This is a genomic window from Pedococcus sp. P3_C7 (assembly GCF_056402615.1).
Map to the genome: position 1 here is coordinate 622,027 of NZ_JBFUHC010000001.1, position 14,012 is coordinate 636,038.

At 69.8% G+C, this 14,012-nt stretch carries 12 protein-coding genes; 8 read left to right on the plus strand and 4 right to left on the minus strand.

The genetic code is table 11. The annotated features are described in order from the left end of the window. Positions 1–9 precede the first annotated feature (9 nt). The 7 genes from AC1DS4_RS02940 (at position 10) to AC1DS4_RS02970 (ending at position 7,931) form a co-directional block, all read left to right on the plus strand. Entirely contained in the window at positions 10–1,653 is a 1,644-nt protein-coding gene (locus tag AC1DS4_RS02940) for an amidohydrolase (RefSeq protein ID WP_477632169.1), read from the plus strand. A gap of 82 nt (positions 1,654–1,735) precedes the next feature. Beyond that, the gene (kamD, locus tag AC1DS4_RS02945; RefSeq protein ID WP_477623761.1) at positions 1,736–3,325 is read left to right on the plus strand and encodes a lysine 5,6-aminomutase subunit alpha; all 1,590 of its coding nucleotides are present in this window, start codon (positions 1,736–1,738) and stop codon (positions 3,323–3,325) included. Then, the gene (kamE, locus tag AC1DS4_RS02950; protein ID WP_477623760.1) at positions 3,322–4,170 is read left to right on the plus strand and encodes a lysine 5,6-aminomutase subunit beta; all 849 of its coding nucleotides are present in this window, start codon (positions 3,322–3,324) and stop codon (positions 4,168–4,170) included. The genes kamD and kamE overlap by 4 nt, the downstream gene beginning before the upstream one ends. Then, the gene (gene kal / locus AC1DS4_RS02955) at positions 4,167–4,577 is read left to right on the plus strand and encodes a 3-aminobutyryl-CoA ammonia lyase (protein ID WP_477645984.1); all 411 of its coding nucleotides are present in this window, start codon (positions 4,167–4,169) and stop codon (positions 4,575–4,577) included. Before kamE ends, kal begins: the two co-directional genes overlap by 4 nt. Before the next feature lie 417 nt (positions 4,578–4,994). Then, positions 4,995–6,635: an apolipoprotein N-acyltransferase gene (gene lnt / locus AC1DS4_RS02960; protein WP_477632171.1), complete on the plus strand. Its 1,641-nt coding sequence runs from the start codon at positions 4,995–4,997 to the stop codon at positions 6,633–6,635. After that, positions 6,628–7,413, plus strand: a complete 786-nt coding sequence (locus AC1DS4_RS02965) for a polyprenol monophosphomannose synthase (RefSeq protein WP_477612953.1) — start codon at positions 6,628–6,630, stop codon at positions 7,411–7,413. The genes lnt and AC1DS4_RS02965 overlap by 8 nt, the downstream gene beginning before the upstream one ends. Continuing rightward, positions 7,398–7,931, plus strand: a complete 534-nt coding sequence (locus AC1DS4_RS02970; RefSeq protein WP_477632172.1) for an FxsA family protein — start codon at positions 7,398–7,400, stop codon at positions 7,929–7,931. Before AC1DS4_RS02965 ends, AC1DS4_RS02970 begins: the two co-directional genes overlap by 16 nt. A 77-nt stretch (positions 7,932–8,008) precedes the next feature. Here AC1DS4_RS02970 and AC1DS4_RS02975 read toward each other — a convergent pair whose 3' ends face one another. From AC1DS4_RS02975 to AC1DS4_RS02990, 4 genes are all read right to left on the minus strand, one after another. Next, a complete protein-coding gene (locus tag AC1DS4_RS02975) occupies positions 8,009–8,368 on the minus strand; it encodes an RNA polymerase-binding protein RbpA (protein ID WP_179423005.1) in 360 nt (119 codons plus the stop codon). A 141-nt stretch (positions 8,369–8,509) separates the two neighbouring features. Then, positions 8,510–10,072, minus strand: coding sequence for an MFS transporter (locus AC1DS4_RS02980; RefSeq protein ID WP_477632173.1), 1,563 nt, complete (start codon positions 10,070–10,072; stop codon positions 8,510–8,512). A gap of 81 nt (positions 10,073–10,153) precedes the next feature. Beyond that, complete coding sequence (locus AC1DS4_RS02985) at positions 10,154–11,338, minus strand: D-alanyl-D-alanine carboxypeptidase family protein (RefSeq protein WP_477623756.1); 1,185 nt, start codon at positions 11,336–11,338, stop codon at positions 10,154–10,156. Between the two features lie 330 nt (positions 11,339–11,668). Then, entirely contained in the window at positions 11,669–12,163 is a 495-nt protein-coding gene (locus AC1DS4_RS02990; protein ID WP_477632174.1) for a GNAT family N-acetyltransferase, read from the minus strand. A 172-nt stretch (positions 12,164–12,335) separates the two neighbouring features. Between AC1DS4_RS02990 and AC1DS4_RS02995 the strand changes: the two genes are divergently transcribed. Next, complete coding sequence (locus AC1DS4_RS02995) at positions 12,336–13,994, plus strand: HAD family acid phosphatase (RefSeq protein WP_477632175.1); 1,659 nt, start codon at positions 12,336–12,338, stop codon at positions 13,992–13,994. The last annotated feature ends 18 nt before the right edge of the window (positions 13,995–14,012 follow it).

Sequence of the window (14,012 nt, forward strand, 5' to 3'; positions counted from 1 at the left end):
GGTGCTGGCGTGACCACCCTGTACCGCGGCGGCTTCGTCTACACCCCCATCGACCCCTTCGCCAACGCGATGGTGGTCGACGACGCGACGGGCACGATCGCCTGGATCGGCGGTGACGACGCGGCGGCTGTGCACGCCGACGCGGTCGACGAGGTGGTGGAGCTCGACGGTGCGCTGGTGACCCCGGCGTTCGTCGATGCCCACGCCCACACCTCGCAGACCGGGGCGGGTCTTCGCGGAGTCGACCTCGGCACGACGCAGTCGGTCGTCCAGGCGCTCAGCCGCATCGAGGACGCCGCGCGCGCCAACCAGGGACGCCCCGTCTACGCCCCCAACTGGGACCAGGGCGGCTGGGCGGAGGGCCGGCCGCACACCGGTGCCGAGCTGGACCGCGCGACCTACGGGGGAGTCGTCTACTCACCCCGCGTCGACGGTCACTCGGCGGTCATCTCCTCCGCCCTGGCGGCTGCCTCCGGTGCCCGAGACCTGCCAGGCTGGGAGGGCGACGGCCTGGTCACCAAGGACGCCCACCATGCAGCCCGGGAGGCCTTCAACGGCGCGGTCACCGCAGCGCAGCGACGGGCTGACATCGACCTGGCCCTCCAGGCCGCGGCGGCAGCCGGGATCGGACTCCTGCACGAGAACGGCGGCCGCACCCTGTCGGGCACCGACGACTTCGCGGAGGTCTTGGCGGCGGGGGAGCGTGGCGACGGGCCCCAGACGATCGGCTACTGGGCCCAGCTCGTGGCCGACGAGGCGCAGGCCCGGGACGTCGCCACCCTGCGCGGCGCCCGCGGGCTCGCCGGCGACCTCAACATCGACGGCTCGATCGGGTCACGCACCGCCCACCTCCGGGCGGACTACTCCGACGCCTCCGGTCACGCCGGCAACGCCTACCTCACCGTCGAGCAGGTTCGCGACCATGTCGCTGCCTGCTCGCTCGCGGGCGTCCAGGCCGGGTTCCACGTGATCGGCGATGCCGGGGTGGACACCGCGATCGAAGGGTTCGAGGCTGCCGCTGCCCTCGTCGGGGCTCCCGTCGTGACGCGGACCCGGCACCGCCTCGAGCACCTCGAGATGATCTCGCGAGACGGCATCGAGCGCCTCGTGCGACTTGGGGTCACTGCGAGCGTCCAGCCCGCCTTCGACGCCTTCTGGGGTGGCGACCAGGGCATGTATGCCGCGCGGCTGGGCGCCGACCGCGTCCACGGACGCCGCGGCGGCGACTGCGCCCCGATGAACGCCTTCGCAGAGATGATGGCGGCCGGGATGATCGTTGCCCTGGGATCGGACTCGCCGGTGACCCCGTTCGCCCCGTGGGAGGCCGTGCGGGCCTGCGTGAACCACCACGACGAGAGCCAGCGGGTCTCCGCGCGTTCGGCCTTCCTTGCCCACACCCGGGGTGGCTGGCGGGCGGCCGGGTACGACGACCGGGGCTACCTCGACCTGGGACTGCCGGCGAGCTTCGCCGTGTGGGAGGTGGGCGACCTCGTGGTGCAGGCACCGGACGACCGCATCCAGACCTGGTCCACCGACCCGCGCTCCGGGACGCCCGGCCTGCCGGACCTCTCGCCGGGCAGTCCCTCACCGACCTGCCAGCGGACCGTCGTGCGCGGTCGCACCGTCTTCGACTCCGGCGCGCTCGGCTCGTGACCCTGGACCGGCGTGGGGGAAGAATTTGCGGCGCAGAGGACCATGCGCCGGAAATCCTCTCCCTCGCTGCTAGATTTGCCGCGTGTCTTCGCGCGTGAAACCCCTCCTCGACCTCGACCCGGCTGATGTTCGCCGGGCCCGCACCCTGGCTCGCAAGGCCGGGCGACCTGTCGTCAAGCTGGCCCAGAGCCACACGACCGTCAGTGTCGAGCGCGCCACCCTGCGGCTCGCGGGCCTGTCCGGCGCCGACCACGAGCGCGTCCCGTGGGTCAACCACCTCGTCGATGCGGTCCGTGGCGAGGTCGGGCTCGAGCACGGCATCACCAGCCCGGTCTTCGACGCCCTGCGCAGGGGGGAGGCGCCCGACCTGCTGACCCTGGCCCAGAAGGCGGCGAGCGGCTCGGTGCAGTTCCGGCTCCCCGAGGGCAAGGCGGCCACCACGGCAGCCAAGGACGCGCGCCGTGAGGTGAGCCGCGGCATCCGCACCATCGACAAGCAGCGCGCCAACCGCGACCGCCTCATCAAGCGCCACGGCGACCCCGAGCAGCGCCCCTGGATCTACCTCATCGTCGCCACCGGCGACATCTACGAGGACATCCCGCAGGCGCAGAACGCCGCCCGCGAGGGCGCCGACATCATCGCCGTCATCCGCTCGACCGGCCAGTCGTTGCTCGACTACGTGCCCGAGGGCGCCACCCGTGAAGGGTATGCCGGCACGTACGCGACGCAGGAGAACTTCCGCCTCATGCGCGCCGCCCTCGACGAGACGTCCAAGGAGCTCGGTCGCTACATCCGGCTGACCAACTACGCCTCGGGGCTGTGCATGCCGGAGATCGCCACGCTGGCCGGGCTCGAGCGGCTCGACATGATGCTCAACGACTCGATGTACGGGATCCTCTTCCGCGACATCAACCCCATCCGGACGTTCGTCGACCAGCGGTTCAGTCGGCAGATCCACGCCCGCGCCGGGATCATCATCAACACCGGCGAGGACAACTACCTCACCACCGCGGATGCCGTCGAGGCAGCACACACGGTCACCGTCAGCCAGCTGCTCAACGAGTACTTCGCCAAGGAGGCGGGGCTCGAGGACTGGCAGCTGGGCCTGGGCCACGCGTTCGAGATCAACCCCGAGATCCCCGACTCGTTCCGGATGGAGCTCGCGCACGCACTGCTGGCGCGGCAGCTGTTCCCCGACGCACCCCTGAAGTGGATGCCGCCCACCAAGCACATGACCGGCGACGTGTTCCGCGGCTACCTGCTCGACGGGTTCTTCAACCTCGTGGGCGCCATGACCGGTCAGGGCATCCTGCTCGTCGGCATGATGACCGAGGCCGTGGTCACCCCGTTCCTGTCCGACCGCGACCTCGCCCTCCAGAACGTCCGCTACGTGCTCAACGCGGCGGGCGGTCTGACCGAGGACTTCCACCCGCCCCGCGACGGCTTCATCCAGACCCGGGCTCGAGGCGTGCTCGGCGAGGCCATCGACCTGCTCACCGCGATCACCGAGGAGCCCGGGAAGGCACCCCTGCTCGAGGCGATCGCGGACGGCACCTTCGGCCTGATGAAGCGTCCCGCGAACGCCGGCAAGGGGCTCGACGGAGTGGTGGTCCGCGCCGACGGCTACGACAACCCGGCCACGACCCTCCTCGAGACCGGGGAGACCCGATGACACCGGCCCAGAACCCGCGCACGACCGACGAGGCCATGCCGCTCGACCCGATGCCCGCCAAGGCCGTGGCCAAGGGGGCGAAGGCTGCTCGCAAGACCCCGGACATCGTCCGCCCCTACGGCGACACCACCGGGGACGGCATGGTGCAGGTGTCGTTCACGCTGCCGGTCCCGCACGACAAGCGGGCTGAGGGCGCCGCCCTCCAGCTCGCAGCCAAGATGGGCCTCGAGCCGGCTCTGCTCGTCCACGCCAAGCCGATGGGTCCCGACTTCACGTTCTTCGTGGTCTACGGCAGCGCGACCCACCTGGTCGACCTGCGCGACGTCACCGTCGTGGAGCGTGAGTTCCCGCTGCTGAGCCCCACCGAGGTCAACAAGGCGATCAAGTCGCGGCTTCGTCGCAAGCTCGTCGTGGTCGGCGCGTGCATCGGCACCGACGCCCACACCGTCGGGATCGACGCCATCCTCAACATCAAGGGGTTCGCGGGGGAGAAGGGCCTGGAGTACTACCGCGAGATCAAGGTCGTGAACCTCGGCGCCCAGGTGCTCGTCCCGGAGCTCGTCGCCCGCGCCAGGGCCGAGAAGGCCGACGCCGTCATGGTCAGCCAGGTCGTCACGCAGCGCGACGCGCACATCCACAACACCACGACGATGAGCGCAGCCTTCCGAGAGGCCTACCCTGCCGGGCAGGTGCCACTGCTCGTCGTCGGTGGTCCCCGGTTCGAGGAGGGTTCGGCCCCCAAGCTCGGGGTCGACCGGATCTTCGGCCGCGGTACCACCCCCGGCGAGGTCGCCAGCTACCTCGTCCATGCCCTCGCCTCGCCCGTCTCGAAGGAGAAGTCATGACCGCCCCCACCCGAGCGACCGTCGGCCTCACCGTCACCCATCGACGCTATGTGCCGTACAGCCACGCCCACTACGCGGGCAACCTCGTCGACGGCGCCTACTCGCTGGCGGCGTTCGGCGACGTGGCCACCGAGATGTGCATCCGCACGGACGGCGACGAGGGGCTGTTCGCGTCGTACTCCGACGTCCAGTTCAAAGCGCCGGTCCGGGCCGGCGACGTCATCGAGATCGAGGCCCGGCTGGTTCGGGCCGGGACCCGGAGCCGTGAGATGGACTTCGAGGTGCGGGTCGTCGGCCGCGGGACCCCCGMGCGCGGTGAGTCCGCCGCCGACGTCCTGGACCCGCCCGTGGTGGCCACCACGGCTCGTGGCGTCGTGGTGGTTCCCCCGCCGGCACCGACCGCCTGAGGGCCGCTTCCGGCGTGTCGCGCGCGMCACGCCGACCGTTCGCCGATTGCCTGAAGTTGCCTTGCAGCACAACGGATTTGGCGTGAGCACGCAACCAGGGCAAATGAGGTCCTGCACCAGTGAACACGGGGTTGACAGCCCTCGCCTCGGGGGTAAGTTTGCCCACGGTTGTATCACCGCAAGACCGTTGACCAGGGGGAATCCAGGCCGGAGACGTACGCATTGCCCGGTGGCTAGCGCGCGCAGCCACCGCCCGCCAGCAGTGACGTACGACCGAACTGGTGCTCCGCCTCTCGGCGGTGGTGGACGGCGGCTCGGCCCGCGCGCTTAGTAGACAACAGCAGGATGTCGGCACCCAGCCGGCCCCTTGCTGGTCCCAACGGCAGTGCGGGCCGTTCCGTGTCCTACCGTGGTCCCGTGCCGAAGCCGACCATCACCCTCCGAGCGGGGCTGCGACTCGTCGCCGCCCTGGGATCCGGCCTCGTCACCTCGTACGCCTTTCCCGGACACGACATCTGGTGGTTCGCCCCGCTCGGTGTGGGCCTGCTGTCCGCGGCGGTCCTCGGCGCCCGGTGGCGACTGGCCCTGCTGCTGGGGCTGGCCCATGGCTTGGGGTTCTTCCTGCCGACGCTGTCGTGGACAGGCGTCTACGTCGGCAACCTCCCGTGGATCGCCCTGGCCACGCTGGAGGCCCTCTACCTCGCAGCCATGTGCGCGCTGACGGCTGCGGCCCAACGCCCCTTCCTCACCTCCCGGCTGCGCCCCCTCGCGTATGCCGCCGTCCCCTTGGCCTGGGTACTCCAGGAGTGGGCTCGAGGGACGACGCCGTTCGGCGGTTTCCCGTGGGCGCGCCTGGCCTTCAGCCAGGCCGACGGCCCGTTGGCGCCGTTCGCCCGCTTCGGGGGAGCCCCCGGTCTCACCTTCGCCGTGGCCACCCTGGGCGTCCTGCTGCACCTGGTCGTCCGCGAGCTCACCCACCGGGTCGGGCGGCCGCGCCCGGCCCAGGCCGCGGCATACCGGCCCCTGGCGGTGGCCCTCGCAGTGCTGGCGCTGGCGCCGCTGGGCCTGGCCGTCGCGACGACGCCGCCCACGGACGGGCGGAAGGTGTCGGTCCTGTTCGTCCAGGGCAACGTGCCCAAGGCCGGACTGGACTTCAACGCCGAGCGTCGCAAGGTCCTGGACAACCATGTCCAGGGCACCCTCGGGGCGGTCGCCACGGGTCATCCGGCGCCGAGCCTGGTCGTGTGGCCGGAGAACTCCTCGGACATCGACCCGTTCGAGAACGCCGACGCGGCCGCCGACATCCGGCTCGCCGTCGGGACCGTCAAGGCGCCCATCCTCGTGGGTGCTGTCCTCGACGGCCCGGCCCCCTACATCTCCAACGCCAGCCTGTTCTACCGCCCGGGCGTCCCCGACCCGCAGCGGTACGTCAAGCAGCACCCGGTGCCGTTCGCGGAGTACATCCCCTTCCGCGACTTCTTCCGGAACTTCTCCGACAAGGTCGACCTGGTCACCCGGGACTTCACCAAGGGTGACCGGCCGGGCGGGTTCGAGGTGCCGGTGGCGGGGGAGCGGCCCTACTGGATCATCCCCACGATCTGCTTCGAGGTGGCGTACGACGGGCTGATGCGCGACTCGACCCTGCAGCCCGGGCGGGACGCGAGCATCCTCGCCGTGCAGACCAACAACGCGACGTTCGGCTACACCGCCGAGTCCGAGCAGCAGTTCGCGATCAGCCGGATCCGCGCCATCGAGCACGGACGCTCGGTCGTCCACGTCTCCACCGTCGGAGTCAGCGGGTTCATCAACCCCGACGGAACGTCCGTCGACAAGACGACGTTGTTCAGCGCAGCGGCCCGCTACGGGTCGCCGGTGGTCCGCACCGAGGTCACCGTGTCCGATCGCCTCGGACCGCTGCCGGAGTATGCCGCGGGCCTGGCGTTCGTCACACTCCTGGCGCTCGGTCTGTGCCTGCGGCGTCGGACCGCTAGGGTCGATCGCGCCACGGACGGACCCACCGCACCGGCTCAACCCCGAAGGGATCCTGTCGTTGTCTGACGAGATCGTGTTGTCTGACCAGGTCGACCGGGTGCTCGTGTGCATCCCGACGTACAACGAACGTGAGAACCTGCCCAGGATCGTCGAGCGGGTGCGTGCCGCGGTGCCGACTGCGGACGTCCTCGTGCTCGACGACAACTCTCCCGATGGCACCGGCAAGGTCGCGGACGAGATCGTCGCGGCCGACCCGCAGGTCCACGTGCTGCACCGACCTGGCAAACAGGGTCTAGGCAATGCCTACCTCGCGGGCTTCACCTGGGCCTTGGAGCAGGGCTACGGAGCCATCGTGGAGATGGACGCCGACGGCTCGCACCAGCCCGAGCAGCTGCCGGGCCTGCTGGCGGCCCTCTCCGACGCCGACCTGGTGATCGGCGCGCGCTGGGTTCGTGGCGGCAGCGTGGTCAACTGGCCACTGCACCGCAAGGCGCTCAGCGTCGGCGCCAACATCTACACCCGCGCGCTGCTCGGCATGCCGGTCCACGACGCCACCGCCGGCTACCGCGTCTACCGCGCCAGCGCCCTGCAGGCCATCGGGCTGGACCACGTCGCGTCCCAGGGCTACTGCTTCCAGGTGGACCTCACCCAGCGCGCCGTCCGGCTCGGGCTGCGCGTCGTCGAGGTGCCGATCACCTTCGTCGAGCGCGAGGTCGGTGACTCCAAGATGAGCGGCGACATCATGCGGGAGTCCCTGCTCCGGATCACGTCCTGGGGACTGGCGCACCGATCCGACCAGGTGCGCCGGCTGGGCCGCAGGGAGCCCACGTGGCACCGGCTGTAGGACGCACCCCCTATGCGCGGCGACGTCGGCCGCGCTGGCTGGCCGTCGCGTTCGTGCTCCTGCTCGTCGTCCCGGTCCTGGAGATCGCGGCGATCATCGCGGTCGGCAAGGTCATCGGCGGCTGGCAGACGTTGGTCCTGCTGCTGGTCGAGTCGGCCCTGGGCGCCTGGCTCGTCCGGCGTGAGGGGGCCCGCGCCTGGAAGGCGCTCAGCACGGCTCTGACCACGGGTCAGATGCCGAGCCGACAGCTCGCGGACGCGGCGCTCGTCCTCGTGGGCGGGACCCTGTTGCTCACCCCGGGGTTCCTCACCGACATCGTCGGGTTCTTCTTCATCCTGCCCTTCACGCGGCCCATCGCTCGCACCCTGCTCGAGACCGTCGTCGCCAAGAAGCTGCTCGGGGGTCTCTTCGGTGGCCGGGTCACCAGTGCTGGTCCCGGTGCTGGTCCCGGTGGATCCGGCGGGGCCGGCGGACAGTCGTCCAGTGGACCCGACGTCATCGAGGGCGAGGTCCTCTAGCCGCTCACCACGCGGCATACCACGCATGACGAAGGCCGCSTCCCCTGATCGGGACGCGGCCTTCGTGCTGCTGTGGCTCAGGCGGTGCGCTTGCGGCGGGGCTTCTCGCCGCGCGACTCGCGCAGGAGCACCAGGCGCTCCTCGAGGAGCTCCTCGAGCTCAGGGATGGACCGACGCTCGAGCAACATGTCCCAGTGGGTGCGGACGTGCTTGACCTGCTTGACCTCGGGCTCGGGGCCGTCGACGAGACGGGCCTCCTCGCCGCAACGGCACTCCCAGGTCGACGGGATCTCCGCCTCGATCGAGAAGGGCAGCTCGGTCCGGTGGCCCAGTGGGCACACGTAGGACGTGATCTGTCGCTCGCTCGGGACGACGTGGTCGTCTGTCTCGAGACTGTGCGAAACCATTCGGCTGCCCCGGAGGGTGCGCTCTGCCATGACGGGGTTCTCCCAACGTGCTTGGTACCCTGCCCGCTCGGGTGGGGGCTCGGGGATTCACTCGGCATAACGCCGTAGACCCGTGCAATGTTCCGACGTTGGGGACGCCCGTTTCGTTGGCAGTTGTGACGCAAATCACATTCAGACGATCGCGGGCACCTCGTTGCCGGCGTCGATGATCCCCTGGCGTACGTCCACCCTGCGCAGGAGCACGAAGCCGAGGACGAAGAAGATGATCAGCGCGACGATCGCCGGCCGGTAGGAGTCGGTCAACTGGTGGACCAGGCCGAAGAGCAGCGTGCCGAACCACGACGTGCCGCGCTCCATGGCTTGGTAGAAGGCGAAGAACTCGGCCTCGCGGCTCCTGGGCACGAGCTGGCTGAACAACGACCGGCTCAGGGCCTGGCTGCCTCCCAGCACGATTCCGATGAGGACACCGAGGGCGATGAAGGGGATGAACGCCTTCTCCGGGACGAAGAACGCCGCAATGACGATGGCAGCCCAGGCCACCAGCGACCCGAGGATGGTCCGCCACGCCCCGTAGCTGCGGGCGAACCGGCCGAAGAGCAGCGCCCCTCCGAACGCCACGAACTGGACGAGCAGGATCAGGGCGATCAGCTGTTCCTGGGCGAACTTGAGCTCCTCGGCGCCATAGAGGCTGCTCGAGGAGATGACCGTCTGGATCCCGTCGTTGAAGAACAGGTAGGCGAGCAGGAACATCAGCGTGTGCGGGTAGGTCCGCAGGTCACGAAACGTGTGTCCCAGCTGGGCGTAGCTGCCGCGCACGATGCCTGCGGACGGCTGGTCGACGCGGGCGATCTCCCCACCGCGCAGGTCCCACAGCCCGCGCACGGGGATGAGCGTGAACAGACCCCACCACAGCCCAGCCGACAGCATGCTGATCCGCACCGCCATGCCCTTGTCCACGCCGATCAGGTCGGGCTTGGAGACGATGACCAGGTTGATCGCGAGCAGGAGCCCACCGCCGAGGTAGCCCAGGGCCCAGCCCCGCGACGACACGGCGTCGCGGTCGTCGGGGGAGGCGATCCGGCAGAGGATGGCGTCGTACACGACCAGGGACGAGCCCAGGGCGATCGTGGCCAGGATCATCATCAGCGCACCGAACCGCCAGTTCGACCCGTGGAGGAAGAACAGCAGCGACGCGGCCACGGCGCCCGCCCAGGCGAAGGCCCCGAGCAGTCTGGCCGGGCGCGGCGTCCGGTCGGCGATGGCTCCCACGAAGACCAGCAGGACCGCCGAGATGATGGTCGACAGGGTCACCGTGTAGGACGCGACGGACCCCGGGTCGAGGGGAGCGGTCAGGACGAGAACGAGGGCACCGAGGGCAGCGAACGACAGCGGGATGGCCGTCGGCACCAGCGCGGGCTTGTTGCGGACCATCTGGACGACCGTGAACACCAGCGCGGCCAGACCCAGGAGGGTGAGCGCCAGGGCGACCTGCCAGACCCCACTGGGCAGGTCGGCGGCAGCCGGGACGACGTGCAGGTCGACGTGGCAGCTCTGGTCGTCATCGAGTCCGGGACAGGCGGCCTCCTTGGCGACCGTCGTGAGGTAGGGCGCGAAGAGCACGGTGCCGACCGTCGTGACGAAGGCGGAGTTCGCCCAGTCGTACCAGTACCAGGGCCTCTTGTACTGCTCGTGCTCAGCCCACGTCGACTGTGGCGCGGCCGCCTCTGTTGTCATGCGTGAAGGGTGGCACAACGACTACTCGCGCAGATGGGTATTCCTACCCAAAAGAGGTGGCGAGTCGGGGCCTCGCGGTGACTACCCGGCATACTCCCAGTGCCACGGCTCGGGCAGCGAACCGGTGGGTTCGGCCCAGTCCGGGTGGAACCACCCGTAGAGCGGCGCGTTCTGCTTCATCCAGAGGTGCGCAGGCGTCCCGAAGCTGTTGATGCCTCCACAGAGGTCCACGGCCCGGCCCATGCCGTGCTCGCTGCGCCCGGGGGTGGCGGCCCACTTGCCCTTGACCACCTTCACCGCGACCTGCTCGGCGTACGAGCGGTAGGAGTCGGTGACGCAGATGGGGGAGCCCGTGTCCTTCTCGTACGCGAGGCTCATCGCGTTGAACGCAGCGGCCGCACCCGGGCGAAGGCTCTGCCCGAGGGCACCGAAGAGCGGACACAGACCGGCCACCGGGATCTTGCCGTTGGGGTACTCGGTCTCGTTGGTGCTGCACGCCTTGACCGACCCGTCGGCCAGCACTCCCGGCACGACGAGGGCAGCGCGCAGTCGCTTCGACGCGTCCATCGCGGCCGCGTTGCCACTGCCGAGGAGCAGACCTGCCACAGGCCCGGCCTTGGCGACCTGCTCCGCGTGCAGCTGCCTGGTCGCATCCAGCTGGGCCTTCTGCTCCTCGACCACCACGTCGAGCTTCTTCTTGGCGTCGGCGGCCTGGGTCGCGGCTTCGGTGGCCCTGGTGCTGGCCTCGACGGCCTTGATCGCGATGGTGCGCTGCAGCTGGGTCTGGTTCTGGACCCGTTCGATCTGGCCCGTGCGCTGGTCGGTGAGGTAGGACAGCTGGGCGGCGGTGTCGCTCGCCTCGCTCGCCGACTTCGCCAGGGAGTCGAAGAGGGTGCCCATGTCGCTGATGGCCCCGCCGGTTCCGGCGTAGGCGAGGTAGGCCCACTGGCCGAGGGCCCGGCGGTCCTCACCAAGGCGGGTGCTCAGCTGCTGGTACAGCAGCACGTTGCGGTTGGCCTCCTCGCGTGCGGCCCGTTCCGCGTCACGTGCGGCGGCATACTCCTGCAGGAGGGTGTTGGCCTCGAGGGCGAGTCGGTCGAGCTTGGTCGCCGCGGCCGCGATCCCGGCGTTGGAGGCGGTGAGGTCCCTCGTGAGCGCATCCGCGGCGGCGATCTGCGCGGCCAGCTCTGCGGGGCTGAGCGTTGCCTCGCCACCCGCTCCGGGCGTGGCCGTAGCCCCGGCAGTGACCGTCCCTCCACCGGTCACGAGACCGTCCGTCGGGTGCCCGGCCAGACCATCGGCCGGGTCGGTTGGCGGGGCGGAGGGCTTGGTCGACCTGGACTGCGGAGCAGCTGCCGACGAGGTGGACGAGGGGGCGGGTGTGGACGAAGTGGCCGATGGTGCGGGTGGGGCCGTCGTGGAGGCGTAGGCGGGCGTCCACCCTGCCAGCACCGCGGCGGTCAGGACGCCTGCGGCTACGCCGGCTCTTCCTGCGAGCCCAAGCACGGTCAGCCAACTCCCTCTGCTGCCCTCTCTGGGCAGCTCCGAACTCCTCAACGCACCTTAACCGCGATAGGTCACGTTTTCTCTCGTCCTTTAGTGGGAGAGCGACTGGGCCATCAGGCTGACGCGGTGACCGGGATCGCCCAGCTGGGCCACCTCGCGATAGCCCCGGCGTCGGTGGAACTCCAGGGACGGAACGTTCGGGGGATCGATGTTGACCTCGAGGACGAGTCGACCCCGCACCACGGCCGCATCCTCGACCGCGTCGTAGACCGCGGTCGCTAGGCCCCGGCGCCGGAAGCGGTCGTCGATGACGATCCGGTCGAGGTAGTCGAACTCGCTCCCGTAGCGATCACCGAACCAGCGGTAGTTCTCCGAGTCGTAGGCGGTGCCCGGCCCGAACACGAGGACGAATCCGGCCGTCTGCCCGTCGCACACGATCACATCAGCGCGCGAGGCCCATCGCCGGAGGTCGCCGAGTCGCAGCGCGTCGAGGGGGGAGAGCAGCTCGACGTGGTCGGCGTTGAGCCGGAGCACGTCGAGCACGTCGGTGTCGACCATCGGGCGCAGCACTTCCGGAGCCTCCATGGGCCGAGTCTGCCACCCATGACAGTTGTCACTTCCGGTGAGGTCAGGGCTTACGTAGCCTCCGCCAGTCACCACAACCGACAGCCGGAACCGGCACTCGCCAGCCCCGCTAGCCGACGCGTTGTCACCTCATCGAGTCGCTGTCCCCAACCCAACCCAGGAGCGTGCGTCCATGGCCAACCCCGTCCACAGCAGAAGGGGTGGCCCCACCGCCGCCCAGGTCCGGCGGGCGGCGGTGACGGCAGGAGCGGCAGTCCTGGCCCTCGCCGCTGCAGCCTCCACGGGCGCCGGCTCGGCCACCGCCCACGGCACGGACACCCGTCTCGCCCCTCGCACGCACTTCACGATGCAGGCTGACGGTTCCAGCGGGCTGACCGCTGGGGGAGAGGGCATCCCCAACATCGACTCGGTCAAGAAGACCATCTACGCCTACTACGGCGACCCGGCCGGCACCGGTGCAGCCAACCCCACCAGCTCGCCCTACATCAGCGAGCTGACGTCGATCCTGGACCGGCAGCGCCAGGCGCTTCCCCGCTTGCTGGCCAACGCCCAGCGGCACCACGAGAAGCCGGCCATCGTGTTCGATGCCGACGACACGACCCTGTGGACCTACCAGATGGAGGTCGGGGACATGAAGTTCGTGTTCACCCCGGCCGCCCAGGCTCCGTGGGTCAACGAGGAGCGGTTCCCGGCTGTCCCGGGGATGGTCGACTTCGTCAACGACGCCCAGGCGATGGGCTTCACGGTGTTCGGCCTCACCGGGCGCAGCGACAGCCAGAAGGCGCACACCGTCAGCAACCTCGCCAAGGTGGGCTACACCGCCTTCCCGGAGAGCCGGTTCTTCACGAAGTACAACTCCGGCACGACACCGCCCGGCTACCTCACGTGCGCGGCAGCGCCCACGTGCAACACCGTCGAGTACAAGGCGGGGACCCGCAAGCACATCGAGCAGGACCTCGGTTACGACATCGTGCTCAACGTGGGTGACCAGTGGTCAGACCTGCAGGGCGGGTATGCCGACCGGTCACTCAAGCTGCCGAACCCCACCTACTACCTCCCCTCGCCGAACCTGCCCGGCGTCAGCGAGCCGTGGCTGGCTCCGCGAACCCGCTTCACGATGAAGCCTGACGGGTCCAGCGGGCTGACCCAGGGCGGCGAAGGGATCCCCAACATCGACGTCGTGAAGAAGACCATCGCGGTCTACTACGGCGACTCCGGCAGCGGCATCTCCAACAAGGTCTCGTCGCCCTACATCTCGGAGCTCACCCGGCTCGTCGACCGACACAGTCGCCAGCTGCTCCGGCAGTGCCGCACCGAGACGAAGCAGGGCCGCAACCCCGCCATCGTGCTCGATGCGGACGACACGACGTTGTGGACCTACGACATGGAGGTTGCGGCGATGCACTTCGTCTTCAACCCCACGGTCCAGGACCAGCAGTGGGTCCAGCCGCAGCGATTCCCAGCCACTCCGGGCATGGTCTCCTTCGCCAACGCGGCGGCAGAGGCCGGCTGCACCCTGGTCGGGTTGACCGGTCGGAACACGACCCAGCGGGCCGCCACGCTGGGCAACCTCGCCAAGGTCGGGTACACCGGCTTCGGCCCCGACAACTACTACACGAAGTGGACGTCCACCGAGCCGATCCCGTCGTACGCGACCTGCGTCCTGGCACCCCGGTGCACGACGATCGAGTACAAGTCGCAGACGCGGGCGCACGTGGAGGCCCAGGGCTTCGACATCATCGCCAACTTCGGTGACCAGTACAGCGACCTGATCGGTGGGTCGGCGGACCGCGCGATCAAGCTGCCCAACCCGACGTACTACCTGCCCTAGCCCGACCACCCCCGAGCG